General features: G+C 62.7%; 13 protein-coding genes and 1 pseudogene. 5 read left to right on the top strand and 9 right to left on the bottom strand.

Features of this window, described 5'->3' with window-relative positions:
- The first annotated feature begins 122 nt into the window (after positions 1–122).
- Positions 123–785, top strand: coding sequence for a 5-formyltetrahydrofolate cyclo-ligase (locus IG197_RS30405; RefSeq protein WP_246765469.1), 663 nt, complete (start codon positions 123–125; stop codon positions 783–785).
- 146 nt (positions 786–931) lie between these two features.
- Complete coding sequence (locus IG197_RS30400; RefSeq protein WP_067967807.1) at positions 932–1,339, top strand: group II truncated hemoglobin; 408 nt, start codon at positions 932–934, stop codon at positions 1,337–1,339.
- A gap of 55 nt (positions 1,340–1,394) precedes the next feature.
- Here IG197_RS30400 and ftsZ read toward each other — a convergent pair whose 3' ends face one another.
- Positions 1,395–2,429: a cell division protein FtsZ gene (ftsZ, locus tag IG197_RS30395; protein WP_192320315.1), complete on the bottom strand. Its 1,035-nt coding sequence runs from the start codon at positions 2,427–2,429 to the stop codon at positions 1,395–1,397.
- A gap of 592 nt (positions 2,430–3,021) precedes the next feature.
- On the opposite strand from ftsZ, the gene hutH reads away from it, so the two are divergent.
- Positions 3,022–4,506 carry a histidine ammonia-lyase gene (hutH, locus tag IG197_RS30390; protein WP_192320313.1) on the top strand — a complete coding sequence of 495 codons (1,485 nt, stop codon included), beginning with the start codon at positions 3,022–3,024 and terminating at the stop codon, positions 4,504–4,506.
- A 363-nt stretch (positions 4,507–4,869) separates the two neighbouring features.
- The gene (locus IG197_RS30385; RefSeq protein WP_192320311.1) at positions 4,870–6,258 is read left to right on the top strand and encodes a PLP-dependent aminotransferase family protein; all 1,389 of its coding nucleotides are present in this window, start codon (positions 4,870–4,872) and stop codon (positions 6,256–6,258) included.
- On the opposite strand, the gene IG197_RS30380 is transcribed toward IG197_RS30385, so the two are convergent.
- From IG197_RS30380 to IG197_RS30365, 4 genes are read right to left on the bottom strand one after another with little or no spacing between them, the layout of a single operon-like run.
- Positions 6,255–7,169 (bottom strand): hypothetical protein, encoded by a 915-nt coding sequence (locus IG197_RS30380; RefSeq protein WP_192320309.1) that lies wholly within the window; start codon positions 7,167–7,169, stop codon positions 6,255–6,257. The two genes, IG197_RS30385 and IG197_RS30380, sit on opposite strands and share 4 nt — an antisense overlap.
- Before the next feature lie 16 nt (positions 7,170–7,185).
- Positions 7,186–7,329: a DUF2474 domain-containing protein gene (locus IG197_RS30375; RefSeq protein WP_083948827.1), complete on the bottom strand. Its 144-nt coding sequence runs from the start codon at positions 7,327–7,329 to the stop codon at positions 7,186–7,188.
- Positions 7,329–8,336 carry a cytochrome d ubiquinol oxidase subunit II gene (cydB, locus tag IG197_RS30370; protein ID WP_067967817.1) on the bottom strand — a complete coding sequence of 336 codons (1,008 nt, stop codon included), beginning with the start codon at positions 8,334–8,336 and terminating at the stop codon, positions 7,329–7,331. Before cydB ends, IG197_RS30375 begins: the two co-directional genes overlap by 1 nt.
- 4 nt (positions 8,337–8,340) lie before the next feature.
- Positions 8,341–9,771: a cytochrome ubiquinol oxidase subunit I gene (locus tag IG197_RS30365; protein WP_192320307.1), complete on the bottom strand. Its 1,431-nt coding sequence runs from the start codon at positions 9,769–9,771 to the stop codon at positions 8,341–8,343.
- Positions 9,772–10,132: 361 nt separating this feature from the next.
- On the opposite strand from IG197_RS30365, the gene IG197_RS30360 reads away from it, so the two are divergent.
- Positions 10,133–10,579: a DUF983 domain-containing protein gene (locus IG197_RS30360; protein WP_067968489.1), complete on the top strand. Its 447-nt coding sequence runs from the start codon at positions 10,133–10,135 to the stop codon at positions 10,577–10,579.
- A gap of 122 nt (positions 10,580–10,701) precedes the next feature.
- Here IG197_RS30360 and IG197_RS30355 read toward each other — a convergent pair whose 3' ends face one another.
- The 4 genes and pseudogenes from IG197_RS30355 to IG197_RS30340 form a co-directional block, all read right to left on the bottom strand.
- Complete coding sequence (locus IG197_RS30355) at positions 10,702–10,938, bottom strand: DUF1344 domain-containing protein (protein WP_067967820.1); 237 nt, start codon at positions 10,936–10,938, stop codon at positions 10,702–10,704.
- A 444-nt stretch (positions 10,939–11,382) separates the two neighbouring features.
- Positions 11,383–12,246 carry an alpha/beta fold hydrolase gene (locus IG197_RS30350; RefSeq protein ID WP_192320305.1) on the bottom strand — a complete coding sequence of 288 codons (864 nt, stop codon included), beginning with the start codon at positions 12,244–12,246 and terminating at the stop codon, positions 11,383–11,385.
- 31 nt (positions 12,247–12,277) lie between these two features.
- Positions 12,278–12,466 (bottom strand): annotated as a pseudogene (locus tag IG197_RS30345) (DUF1127 domain-containing protein); the annotation flags it as partial.
- Positions 12,467–12,579: 113 nt separating this feature from the next.
- Complete coding sequence (locus IG197_RS30340) at positions 12,580–12,945, bottom strand: hypothetical protein (RefSeq protein ID WP_192320301.1); 366 nt, start codon at positions 12,943–12,945, stop codon at positions 12,580–12,582.
- Positions 12,946–13,149: the final 204 nt, after the last annotated feature.

The raw sequence follows: 13,149 nt of genomic DNA, 5'->3' as shown, positions 1-13,149 counted from the left end.
ACGCCATTAGTGCAAAAAAATTGCATCAATGCAGCATTTAAATCCGTTTGCCTTTCGGAGTGACGGAGCGCAGCTTTTCCGTGTCGAGATCGATCTCGCTGCCAAGACGGGACACGAAGATGATGTCTGACCAAAAAGGCGCTCCTCCCGAAACGCGCGAATACGCGTCGCCCCCTTGTTTCATGCACGAACTGGAACCGGGCTTCCGGACTGATACGGATCCCATGGACGCGTGGCCTGATGTCGCGCGATGGCGCAAGGCGGAGCGGGCGCGCCTGATTGACGAGCGACTGCTTGCCGATCCCGAGGAACGCAAGGCTCGCTCCGAGCGCATCGCTGCCGAACTCGACCTGGCAATCGGCAAGGTCAGCGGCCGGATCGTCAGTGTCTATTGGCCTTTCCGCGGCGAGCCGGATCTTCGCAACTGGGCTGTCCGGGTGATCGGGCGCGGCGGCAGGATCGCCTTGCCTGTCGTCATCAAGAAGGCTTGGCCGCTGGAGTTCCGTGCCTGGTCGCCGGGCGATCCGCTCGAACGCGGTGTCTGGAACATCCTGGTTCCCGCCAATGGTCCGGCGATCCTGCCCGATGTCGTCATCGCGCCGGTCGTGGGGTTCGACGGGGCAAACTACCGGCTGGGCTATGGCGGCGGCTTTTTCGATCGCACCCTTGCCGCGATGCCCAAGCGACCGCTCGTTGTCGGCGTCGGCTACGCAGGCAGCCGGATCGCCACGATCTATCCGCAGCCGCACGACATTCCGATGGACATCATCGTCACCGACGAATGAGTGATGGGACGAATGAGTGATGGCTAATAAGTCGCAGTATGCCACCCTTGTCGTCAGGGGCTCTGCTGCTAGGCTTTGACAATGCGATGCCGGATGTCCGGACAGTCAGTGCGACACGGATCGCAACTGGGAGGAGGTCGCCTGTCGTGAATGAAACTGTACAGCCAAAGGGGCGTTCGCTCTATCTCGAGCTGGGAGGCGAAGAGGCCGTACGCCGGCTGGTCGAAATCTTCTACGACATCGTCGAGCAGGACGAGGCTGCAGCCGAGCTGCATCTGTTGCATCGCAGGGGGCATGGCGTCGCGCATTCGCGTGAGGAACAGTTCAACTATCTCTCAGGCTTTTTCGGCGGTCCGAGCTATTACGTTCAGAAGCACGGGCATTCGCGGCTGAAGGAAATCCACGCGCATGTGGCGATCGGTCCGGAACTGCGCGATCTCTGGCTGACATGCATGCGCCAGGCGGTGGCGAAGGCCGGCCTGTCCGAGCACCTGCAGGCATTGGTGATGCGCCACTTCACCTTTGCCGCCGAGATGACAAGAAACAGGGACTGAGCCAGCCTATCTGGCCCCCCGGCCGCGTCGGCGGCCGGGGTCCGGCACTTCGGCCTCAGTGGTAGGGCTGCATCGAACCCGGTGCAGGCTCGCCGCGCATGTTGACGACCGGCTCGCCTTGCGAGGCCGGGGCTGCCAGGCCAGTGGCGACCACCGACACCTTGAACTGACCCTGGAGCGAATTGTCGAAGATCGCGCCGACGATGATGTCGGCTTCATCACCGACTTCCTCGCGGATGCGGGTGGCGGCTTCGTCGACCTCGAACAGCGTCATGTCCATGCCGCCCGAGATCGAGATCAGCACGCCCCTGGCGCCCTTGATCGAATTTTCGTCGATGAGCGGGTTGGCGATCGACGCTTCGGCCGCCTTGCTGGCGCGGTTTTCGCCGCTGCCGACGCCCGTGCCCATCATGGCGCGGCCCATGTCGCGCATCACCGTCTTCACGTCGGCGAAGTCGAGATTGATCAGGCCTTCCTTGACGATCAAGTTGGTGATGCAGCTGACGCCGGAGTAGAGCACTTTGTCGGCGATGCCGAACGCATCCTCGAAGGTCGTCTTGGCGTTGGCGATGCGGAACAGGTTCTGGTTCGGAATGACGATGACCGTGTCGGCGGCCTGGCGCAAAAGCTCGATGCCCTGTTCGGCCATCTGCATGCGCCGCTTGCCTTCGAAGGTGAACGGCTTGGTCACGATGGCAACGGTGAGGATGCCTGCCGCGCGTGCTGCCCGTGCGATCACAGGTGCGGCGCCCGTTCCGGTGCCGCCGCCCATGCCGGCGGTCACGAAGCACATATGCGTGCCGGAGAGCTGATCCATGATTTCATGGATCGATTCCTCGGCTGCCGCCTGACCGACCTCCGGCATGGAGCCGGCACCGAGACCCTCGGTCACCATCGCGCCGAGCTGAACCAGCTTCGAGGCCTTCGACATGGTCAGCGCCTGAGCATCGGTGTTTGCGACGATGAACTCTGTGCCCTCGAGACCTTCGGCAATCATGTTGTTGACGGCGTTGCCGCCACCGCCGCCGACACCGATAACGGTCAGCTTCGGCCTCATTTCCGAGATCTCAGGTTTCTTGGAAGTGTTCATGGTTCCGTTTCCTGCGCAGCGCCCCTGCCCGAATCGGACCGGCTCAGGGAATCAGATTGATCGGGAGGCTGCAAGGAATAGCCTGTCGATTGCGGTTCTTAACCGGCAGATCAGGGCTTTTGCACGTGTAAGTGAGGGAGGCGGGCGCTCGATCTGGCGTCCGACCGCTGCTGGCGCGGCCGGACAGCTTGAGCGTCGTGGTCAGAATGCCTTGAGCCGAGCTGTAGCGCCGGAGTTGGTATGCCCACCCGCTTCCGGGTTGGAGTGGAGGACAGCTATCTTCCGCCCAGCCTGTCTGGCAGCCCTTGGTGCAGCATTTTCGACCGGTCCAGGTCGCTTTCGTAGCCTGGTTGTCGGAACCGCTCATTTATCAAAAACGCTAGCGTGGGCAGGCGTCACAATGGCTGCTCATGCGACTGCAGGAATGACCTTCGCTCCAGCGCGCGAACCTCAAGTTGGCGGAGGCGCGTCTGCAGCCTGTTGGCACCGACAGAGGAATACTGGTGCGAGCCGATGCGTTGTCGCGGCTCGTCTCAGATCCAATGCCAGCCATCTGCCATCTGTCACCAATGAGCCATCTCGCGAGCATGCCATGGTAATATCAATCGATACCCCTCCAAATTGGCGCGATATCGCGCGGGTTGCCTCAGGTGAGATGCTGGCTCTTGCCCCAGCCGCCTGGGAACGCGTTGCACATGCCAATCGTATCGTGAAGCGTATCGTTGAGAACGGCGTGCGTGCTTACGGTGTGAACACTGGGGTCGGCGCGCTTTCGAACACGGTGGTCGAACCAGCTTTGCAGGAAAGACTGTCGCGCAACATTATCCTCAGCCATGCTTGCGGGGTAGGCGAACCAGTTCCAGAGCACAGCGTCCGGGCCATTATCGCATCGCAGGTGGCCAACTTTGCACATGGTCACTCTGGCGTGCGCCCTGAGATCGTTCTGCACTTGTTGCGCTTCCTGGAACGTGACTGCATTCCGGAAGTTCCGTCACGAGGGTCAGCGGGATATCTCACGCACAACGCCCACATTGCGCTGGTTCTGATCGGTGAGGGCAGGGCGCAAGTGGCCGGGCGCCGAATGAATGGCCGTGATGCGCTGGCCGCCATTGGAGTTGAGCCATTGGTGCTTGGCGCCAAGGAAGGTCTGAGCCTGGTAAATGGCACCGCCTGCGCAACTGGGCTCCTGTGTGTAGCGCTGGCGCGCGTCGAACGGCTGTTACGCTGGGCTGATGCTGCGGCGGCCCTGACGCTTGAAGCCGCGGGTGGTCAGATGGAGGCCTTTGACGAGCGAGTGCTTGCTATGCGGCCGTCACCCGGCATTGAGGCAGTAGGCGTAACGCTGCGTGCTTTGCTCGAAGGCAGCGGCCTGATAAGCGCGGCACGCGGGCGCCGGACGCAGGACGCACTCAGCCTTCGTGCCGTGCCTCATGTGCACGGTGCAGCGCTTGAAGTGACGGAGCGTTCGGCGCAACTTGTCGATCGCGAGCTCGCCTCAGTCACCGACAATCCGGCGGTATCGGGTACGCTGGAAAACCCGCTGGTCTTTTCGGAGGCTCATGCCGTTGCGCCGGCGCTGGGTCAGGCGGCCGACAGCCTGACGATCGCGCTGGCTCAGGTGGCGGGGATGAGCGAACGGCGGATTGATCGTCTGGTCAATCCTCTCGTCAACAACCTGCCGGCGTTTCTCGCCAGCGAAGGCGGCTGCAATTCCGGCTTCATGATCGCGCAGTACACTGCCGCCTCGTTGAGCAATGTAAACCGCCGCCTCGCAGCCCCAGCTGCAACCGACGGCGGCGTTACCTCAGGGTTGCAGGAAGATTTCCTCGCCCATCCGACCGTTGCCGCCAACAAGCTGCTGGCGGTCATCGACAACGCCGAATATATCCTGGCAATTGAATTGATGGCGGCAGCCCAAGCGCATGACTTCCTGGCTGGCGACGAAACGCGCGCGCCTGGAACGGATGCGATCTATCGCTCGGTTCGTGAACGTGTCGCGCATTATGCCGACGATCGCCCACTGTCGTGGGACATTGAAACGGTTCGATCTTTCATACGAGAGACGGATATGCCTTAGCGAACCCACGACTGAGGGACGACCACGCTTGGTCGCGGTCGACTCCTAATCCGATCGACGAGCCAACCCTTGGAGTGATCGCAAGGCCGGCCAACAACTTGCCTGGTTAGCGTCTCGACAAGTCGCGCAGACGGCCTGTCTTCTCGCGGCCGCCCACATGAGTGGGCAGCCGGAGCCAGCCTAAACAATTGGTTTCAGAATGATCCCATGCGAATTCGGCGTCGTCCACCGGGGCGCGATTGAGCCACAGGGATCTGCGGATCGAACAGTTGGGGGTTCAGTCAACCAGACCCACGCATTGATGGTGGCCTTGGGCATACATTATGCCTATATATGGACAACGATGATGGAACCTGTTGCACCATGACAGTCAACGTCTGGTCGCCTGCGATCTCGAAGGCCGACGGGCCGCTGTATCTGGCGATTGCCGACGCCTTGTCGGTCGACATCGCGTCTGGCCGCTTGCCCGGCGGCTTTCGGCTGCCGCCGCAGCGGACACTTGCCGACCAGCTTGGCATCGATTTCACCACGGTGAGCCGTGCCTATGCCGAGGCGCGCAAGCGCGGGCTGGTCGAAGGTCGGGTCGGGCAGGGCACCTATGTCAGGATGCGTCGTCCGTCCAACTCGCCGTCGACGGTGACCGGTATCGTCGACATGAGCATGAACCTGCCGCCGCGGTTCGACGATCCGGAGCTCGCAGCAAAGATGTGGGACGGCATCGCCGAACTGCAGGCCGGCGACGGGCTCGGCCTGTTGATGCGCTACCAGGAAGCCGGCGGCACGCTGCGCGACCGCGCCGCGGGCGCCATGTGGCTGGCACCGCGTCTGGGCGATATCGGCCCTGGTCGGTTGATGGTCTGTCCGGGCGCGCAAGGGGCGTTGCTGGCGCTGCTGGGGGCGTTGGCAGCACCGGGCGAAACCATCTGCGCCGAGGCTCTGACCTATCCCGGCCTGCTTGCCGTTGCCGAGCATCTGCGCATCGGCGTCATCGGCGTGGCGATGGATGAGGAAGGGCTGATTCCCGAAGCGTTCGAAGATGTGTGCCGCAAGCGCGCGCCGAAGCTGCTTTACTGCACGCCGACGCTGCACAATCCGACAACAACGACGCTGTCGCAGGTACGGCGCGAGCAGATCGTGGCGATCGCGCGCCAGCACAATGTGCTGATCGTTGAGGACGACGCTTATGGCGCCTTGCGGGTCAATCCGGTGGCTACTTTCGCGGCCCTCGCATCCGAAATCACTTATCACATTGCCGGCCTGGCCAAGTGCCTGGCGCCGGCGCTGCGCGTGGCTTATGTGGTGGTGCCGCAGGAGCGCACGGTCGCCCATCTAGCCGGCGCCATCCGCGCCACCGCCGGCATGGCCTCGCCGCTGACGGCCTCGCTTGCCACGCGCTGGATCGAGACTGGGGTTGCACAATCCGTGCTGGCGGCAATTCGAAGCGAAGCCAGGCAGCGGCAAGCGATCGCGTCGCAACTGCTGCCGTCCAGCCTTGTGCAGGCAAATGCCGAATGCTTCCACGTCTGGCTGAAGCTTCCATCTGGCTGGAGCCGGAGCGACTTTGCCGCGCGCCTGCGCTCGGCCGGCATCGGCGTCGTCACCAGCGATGCGTTCTCGGTTTCGGGGCCTGCACCCGAGGCAGTGCGCCTCGGTTTGGGTGCAGCGCCCAATCAGGCGTCGCTTGCCGCAAGCCTTGGGACAGTCGCTGACCTGCTCGTGCAGCAGTCGGCGATGTCGTTGATGGTCGTCTAGGGGATGGCGCTCGGCAGTGGGCCGGCGAAACGCTCGATCCGGTTCATGCCAAGGATTTGATGCAGCGGGGTCTCGTCACTCACCCGGCGAAACATGCCGGGCGACATCCAGCGCGCAAAGCCGTCGACATTGGGCGCGCCGCGACCTGAACGAACATCGTCGATCCATAAGGTGCGTGTTTCGAGCGAGATACGGGTCAGGCCGGTCGAATTCGGCACGCCGGCATGGGCATGAGCGCTGGAAAACGCGATGATCTGACCCGGTGCGATGACCACCGGCGTAGCGTCTGCGACCTCAAGCTCCTCGATCAGATGAGGTATCGCCGCGTCGGCGTCGACAGCGTTGCGACCACCAGCCTTCGACCGCTCCAGCAGCGCGGCAAGGTCGAAGTCGGCGCTGGTGTTCGCGACCGGACGATCCCAGAGCGAGGGGTAGATCGCGAAGGTGCGCCCTTCATCGATGTCGTAGACCGGCGCCCACCAATTGGTCTGGGCATAGAGGTTGGAACCCCAGGTGTCGCGGTGGAAGGCAATGGTCGCGGTGGTGCGGGCACGCGGCACGACGCTCCCCGGATCCTGGTGCGGCTGGAACCTGAGATAGAGGGTATCTCGTGCGAGCCCTTCCGCCTCCAGGCCGCAGGCCTCGAAGACATCGCGCCACAGCCGCCTGACCTCCGGCGACCGGGCGAAATCGCGCTGGCGCTGGGCGAAGCTCTCCGTCTGCTCGTGATGCGACAGGTGGCGATGTATTTCCTCCGGTGCGAAGGGCGCGAACGCATCCTCCAGGAAGGTTTGGGTGAAGCTGACGAGGTCGGCCATCGGCACAAGTGCGCCGAAGCGAAGAATGTCGCCGGCATAGATCCGGTCATGAAGCAGGCGCGGGCCGGGCGCCTCGGAGACGTCGCTGTACATCAGATCGTTCCGCAATTCACACGGTAAGGCCGGCGATATTCATCAGCAGGCGGAAGAGGTAGGCCACGGCACCGAGCCCCAGAACGCTGACTGTCCAGATGAGGATCAGCCAGCCGATCCGCTTCGGCCACGATACCGGTGCCTGCGAGGGGGCGGCCATCAGTGATAGCCCTCGCCGGCTTTCACCTTGCCGCGGAACACGTAATAAGACCATGCGGTGTAGCCGAGGATGAAGGGGATGATGAACAGGGCGCCGACCAGTGCAAAGCCCATGCTCTGCGGCGGCGAGGCGGCCTCGCGGATGGTGATGTCAGGTGGGATGATGTTCGGCCACAGGCTGATGCCGAGGCCGCTATAGCCAAGGAACAGCACGAACAGCGCCAGGATGAACGGCCCGGCATGTGGTGCGCCCTGCAGGCTGCGCAGAATTAGCCAGGTGGCGACAAGGACCAGGATCGGCACCGGCGAGAAGAAGACGATGTTCGGGAAGCTGAACCAGCGTTCGGCAATGTCGGGATGGGCGAACGGCGTCCACAGGCTGACGATGCCGATGACGGCCAGCAAGGCAAGCGTTATCGGGCGCGCCAGTGCGACCATGCGGTCATACAGAACGCCTTCGGTCTTGATGATCAGCCATGTGCTGCCCAACAGTGCATAAGCGACAATCAGCCCGAAGCCGGTGAACAGGCTGAAAGGCGTGACCCAGTCGAGCGCGCCGCCGACATAGGCGTTGTTTTCGACCTTGAAGCCGTCGAGGAAGGCACCGAGCGACACGCCCTGGAAGAAGGTGGCGACATAGGAGCCGCCGGCAAAGGCCTTGTCCCAGAATGCCCGGTGATGCTGGTCGGCCTTGAAGCGGAACTCGAAGGCGACCCCGCGCCAGATCAGCCCGAGCAGCATCAGCACCAGCGGCAGATAGAGCGCGCTGAGGATGACGGCATAGGCAAGCGGGAAGGCCGCCATCAGGGCGGCCCCCCCGAGCACCAGCCAGGTCTCGTTGCCGTCCCAGACCGGGGCGACCGTGTTGACCATTGTGTCGCGCTGCTCGCGGTCGCGAACGAAAGGGAACAGGATGCCGATGCCGAGATCGAACCCGTCCATGATGACATACATCATCAGGCCAAAGGCGATGATGACGGCCCAGACAACTGGAAGATCGATGCCCATCGGTTCAGCCTTTCCTGTCGGCGTGGGTCGGCGCGAACATGTCGATCTGTTCGTGGGCGGCAGATAGCGGCCGCGCCGGCCGGCCGCTCAGATCGTCGTCGCCCGGATCATGCTCGTCGACTTCGGGGCCCTTGCCGACCAGCTTGAGCATGTAGCTCGTGCCGATGCCGAAGACGATGAAGTAGACCACGACGAAGACAATGAGGGTGGTGCTCATCGCCAGCACCGAATGGTTCGACACGGCGTCCTTGGTGCGCATCACGCCATAGACGATCCATGGCTGGCGGCCGATCTCGGTGGTGTACCAGCCGGCAAGGATGGCGATCACACCGGCCGGGCCCATCAAGGTGGCGAAGCGCAGGAACAGCCTCTTTTCATAGAGTTGCTGGCGCCAGCGCAGCCATAGCCCCCAGGCACCGAGCAGCAACATCAGCATGCCGAGACCGACCATGATCCGGAAGCTCCAGAATACGACGGTCGAGTTCGGACGGTCCTCCTTGTCGTATTCCTTGAGGCCAGGGAACTGGCCGTTCCAGCTGTGGGTCAGGATCAGGCTGCCGAGATTCGGAACCTTGATCGCGTAGAGCGTCTCTTCTTTCTCCATGTCGGGCCAGCCGAACAGGGTCAGCGGCACGGCTTCGCCGGGTTTGTTCTCCCAATGGCCTTCGAGTGCTGCGATCTTGGCGGGCTGGTGTTTCAGCGTGTTGAGGCCGTGCAGGTCGCCGATCAGAATCTGCACCGGCGCCGAAACCAGCACCATCCACATCGCCATCGACATCATGGTGCGGGTGTGGCGGTTGTCGTTGCCGCGCAGCAGATGCCAGGCGCCCGACGCACCAACAAAAAGGGCGGTCGCCAGGTAGGCGGCGACGGTCATGTGCGCCAGGCGGTAGGGGAATGACGGGTTGAAGATGATCTCGAACCAGTTAACCGGGATGACGACGCCGTTGACGATTTCGAAGCCTTGGGGGGTCTGCATCCAGCTGTTGGAGGCGAGAATCCACGTTGCCGAAATCAGCGTCCCGACCGCAACCATGATGGTGGAGAAGAAGTGCAAACCAGGGCCGACCCGGTTCCAGCCGAACAGCATGACGCCCAGGAAGCCGGCCTCGAGGAAGAAGGCGGTGAGCACTTCGTAGGCGAGCAGCGGCCCGGTCACCGAGCCGGCGAAGGCGGAGAAGTAACTCCAGTTGGTGCCGAACTGGTAGGCCATGACGAGGCCGGAGACGACGCCCATTGCGAAGTTGACGGCGAAGATCTTCGACCAGAAATGGTAGAGATCGCGGTAGACGGTATCGCGCTTCCATAACCACAAGCCTTCCAGCACCGCGAGGTAACTTGCGAGCCCGATGGTGATGGCGGGGAAGATGATGTGGAAGGAGATGGTAAAGCCGAACTGTATGCGGGCCAGTTCGAGTGCGGTTAGGCCGAACATCAAGGACCTCTCTTGCATGTACAATCGGCTTGAGCGCGATTGCTGGTCGAAGCGTAATACTCGTCGATTGTCGTCAGGTATTGCTCACACCTTGCAATAGACCCCCATCTTGATCTGCGCAGCGCGGAAAGTCGACGCACCCCGGGGGACATTTTGCCCCATGTGGCGGACCCGCGCAGGCGTCTTACGGCGCGCTGATTCTCCATACAATAGGTCCATACATTCATCAATTGTCAGGAATGTATGTGAATTATATGTATATTGCACCTTGCCGGCAAGGCTGAAGCGCCTTATGTGTCGGGGCGTAGGGGCGCGCTGTGGCGTTGCCCGCATGTTTGCGACCCGCAAGAAGGAGACGCGCATGTCTCGGTCCAGATATACGGCAGAGGGGTTTACCCCCACCGACAACCCGATGAAGACGGGTATCAAGGGGCTCTGCCCCCGCTGCCAGATGGGGCACCTGTTCCAGGGCTTCCTGAAGCTTGCGCCGCGTTGCGAGGTTTGCGGGCTCGACTATTCCTTCGCCGATCCGGCCGATGGCCCCGCCTTCTTCGCCATGACCATTGCCGCGGTGCCGGCGCTCGCCTTCGGCGCATGGTTCCAGACGGCATTCGGCCTGCCGCTATGGGTGCATCTGTTCATCACCTTGCCGCTGACCGTGCTGAGCTGCATGGCACTGTTGCGGCCGCTCAAGGGCTGGCTGGTGTGTTCGCAGTTCTTCCACAAAGCCGAGGAAGGCTCGATCGATTTCGATTGGCACGCCAAGGCCAAGGGCCAGCAGCAGAATGGCCAGACGCCGGCCGCCTGATCAGGCGGAGTATTCGGCGCAGCCCTGCCGCTGTGGCGACCAACAGCAAAAAAGCCATGGGCAGGGGCGGCCCATGGCTTTGCGGCAACATCAAGCTGCCTTTGGCGGTGGGGAGGTGTCGTTCAGCGCAGGACGCTGGTGACCTTGTCTCCTTCATCGTTGAGCCCGATCGAAACCTTCTCGCCGATCTGGATATTAGGAAGGCCGACGTCGCGCGGCACGGTGAAGCTGTGGCCGTTGTCGAGGGTAATGACGCGAGATGCCGGGCTGAACTTCATGACCACGCCGTTGTTCGACGACGCGAGCGCTGCGCCCGACATCAAGGCGAGGGATGCGGCAGCCAGGATGATCTTCTTCATTTGGTAGTTCCTTTCTTGGGAGGTGACGCCAACATCGGCGACGTCCCATTTCTAGCGGCGTCCCGTTTCGAGCTGTTTTCAGAACACGGCGATAAGTGTTTCGTTTGTTTCAGTCGCCGCCGGTAAGCGAAACAAAACGCTGCTTGCCGGTTGGAAAGGGCAGGCGTGTTCTGCTTGAACAGCGATCGTGTGGGGACGACGACGGCCTGTGACCAGACACCGGCGCGCGACGATCGGGCTTGGCGAGGGCTGATGGGGGCAGGCGACTGTCGGAATGACGGCAGCCAGGGCGCGAGGGGCAGTCTCGCTCTGTCGAGCCAACGGCAACGCGATCGAAAGGGGAGGGCGAAAGCGGCGAGGTTTGACCGTGCTTCGTGGCGCTGGATGCGCTCCCGCAGTTCGGACGGGAAAACGCAAACGCACCGACCGGCAAGCGCCGGCCGGTCAGATCGAACGGGAGAGTGCCGTCGTTGAAAGCCGCGACTTGCGGGCCGTGCGCACTCCGTCGGCGGCGCGCAGATGCGCTGCGATCATCGGATTGACGATGTGGGGGGCGGTCAGCAGCGCCATATGTCCGGCATCGGGAACGATGGCAAGCCTGGCGCCTGGAACAGCCTCGGCGACCATTTCGGTGACGCGCAAACTCAAGACAGGGCTGTCCAGCGCCATCACCGCAAGCGTCGGGCAACCGAGCGCGCGACAGCGGTTCGCCGGCCAGGTTGCGGCAAGTGCGGCTGCGAGATCACGGCCCGCTTGCTCGGCATGGCGCACGAGCTCTTGCCGGAGGTTTTCGCTGGTCCGGCGCCAGGCCCCTGCGCCATGCCAGAAGTCGATATAGGCGCGCATGCCGGCTGACGGGCCGGAGGCACGTGCTGTTGTCGCCAGTTTCTCGGCCATGCCGGCAAGCTCGGCGAACAAGGCCAGATCCGACGGAGCCCCGGCGCGCAGCAGATGGAACAATGCGGGCTCGATCAGCGTCAGGCTTTTGACCAGTTGCGGCCGTAACAGCGCTATTTCCAACGCCACTGCCGCACCATGCCCATGTCCGACAAGGTGCATCGGCTCCGCCATCGCGCCAATGACGACGCCGGCAACATCGGGGATGTTGCCGGCCGTCCGATCGCTGCCGTATCGAGACAGATCAGGCGCGATCAGCCGGTGGCGGCCGCGCAGGTATTCCGCGGTGCCTTGCCACAGCCTGCCTGTATTCGCCGAGCCGTGCAGCGCGAGTACGGTGTTGCTGAGTATAGGCTGGCAGATTGGGCCCGGGTCGGACTGCCAGCTAGCGCTATTCCACATCGTGTTCATGGCCGCGCTTCCGGTCACCGGATGGATCGCTGACAAGCGACTGGATTTCAGAGCGAGCCACGCCGATATCCTTGAGCAGGTAGTCGTCAAGTTCCCCAAGGTTCCACACCGCGCGGCGATGGGCGCGATGCAGCCAGAATGCCCGATGGGCGGCCGCGATCCGCGAAACCAGCGACGAAACGAGGCCGGCGGCGGGGGATCGGATGGTCAGGGTAGTCATGTCCTGGAACTCCTTTGAGCTGTGCCAAGTCGGCGATACGGATCTAGACCTCTCCTGTTTCGGGCATGTTCCCGGCATCGGGAGAAGTGTTTCGTTTGTTTCAGTGGCGATGTTTAGTCGATCTGCGGGTTGCCGCAGGGCGCATGACGGCTGCCCGGGCGAGCAGGGACGTCAACCGCCATCGAAGCTGCTGACGAAAGCCCGATCGAGCCGTGTCCGTTGTCGCCCGTTGCTGACAGTGGCAGGCCGCTGAACAGGCGGCGCGACGTGAGCCGCCCTGGTGTCGCGCCCAGCGACACGCGTGAATAGACGTCGGTTCGCTGCTTCTTCACGATCCGCGGGGACGTTGCGTTAGCAGGGTCGTGCAGTGACGACATCATCCCGGCGGGTGGGAATTGAAAGGTGGAAGCGATGTCGAAAGCATGCGCCATGCCGAAGGTCGGCAGAACAGCGCAAAAGGCTAGAATGGTCGATCGCATCTCATGTCTCCTTGGGGACGTTCGCGTTCTCGACCTTGCCGGGCGCCTCGCCTGCGGATGGGCCGCCTATCAACATCCCGTGGTTTTTTGATAGACTGGATGCTTCCGCATGCCGGAGCCGACCCAACGAAGTCGACATGGCGGAAGTTAGCTCAGGCCTGTTTCGACGCTTTTTCTGATCTGGGGGAAAAGGTTTCGTTTGTT

Origin of the sequence: Aminobacter sp. SR38, from assembly GCF_014843375.1 — a bacterium.
Classification (GTDB): Bacteria; Pseudomonadota; Alphaproteobacteria; order Rhizobiales; family Rhizobiaceae; genus Aminobacter; species Aminobacter ciceronei.
The sequence above is the reverse complement of the archived record's forward strand: the minus strand, read 5'-3'. Positions and strand labels throughout refer to the sequence as shown.

Coding starts and splice junctions, on each gene's coding strand:
- IG197_RS30355 (WP_067967820.1), bottom strand. CDS start 10,938: ATGAAGAAGATCATCCTGGCTGCCGCATCCCTCGCCTTGATGTCGGGC.
- IG197_RS30380 (WP_192320309.1), bottom strand. CDS start 7,169: ATGTACAGCGACGTCTCCGAGGCGCCCGGCCCGCGCCTGCTTCATGAC.
- cydB (WP_067967817.1), bottom strand. CDS start 8,336: ATGGGCATCGATCTTCCAGTTGTCTGGGCCGTCATCATCGCCTTTGGC.
- IG197_RS30340 (WP_192320301.1), bottom strand. CDS start 12,945: ATGCGATCGACCATTCTAGCCTTTTGCGCTGTTCTGCCGACCTTCGGC.
- IG197_RS30365 (WP_192320307.1), bottom strand. CDS start 9,771: ATGTTCGGCCTAACCGCACTCGAACTGGCCCGCATACAGTTCGGCTTT.
- IG197_RS30360 (WP_067968489.1), top strand. CDS start 10,133: ATGTCTCGGTCCAGATATACGGCAGAGGGGTTTACCCCCACCGACAAC.
- IG197_RS30405 (WP_246765469.1), top strand. CDS start 123: ATGTCTGACCAAAAAGGCGCTCCTCCCGAAACGCGCGAATACGCGTCG.
- IG197_RS30350 (WP_192320305.1), bottom strand. CDS start 12,246: ATGAACACGATGTGGAATAGCGCTAGCTGGCAGTCCGACCCGGGCCCA.
- hutH (WP_192320313.1), top strand. CDS start 3,022: ATGGTAATATCAATCGATACCCCTCCAAATTGGCGCGATATCGCGCGG.
- ftsZ (WP_192320315.1), bottom strand. CDS start 2,429: ATGAACACTTCCAAGAAACCTGAGATCTCGGAAATGAGGCCGAAGCTG.
- IG197_RS30385 (WP_192320311.1), top strand. CDS start 4,870: ATGACAGTCAACGTCTGGTCGCCTGCGATCTCGAAGGCCGACGGGCCG.
- IG197_RS30375 (WP_083948827.1), bottom strand. CDS start 7,329: ATGGCCGCCCCCTCGCAGGCACCGGTATCGTGGCCGAAGCGGATCGGC.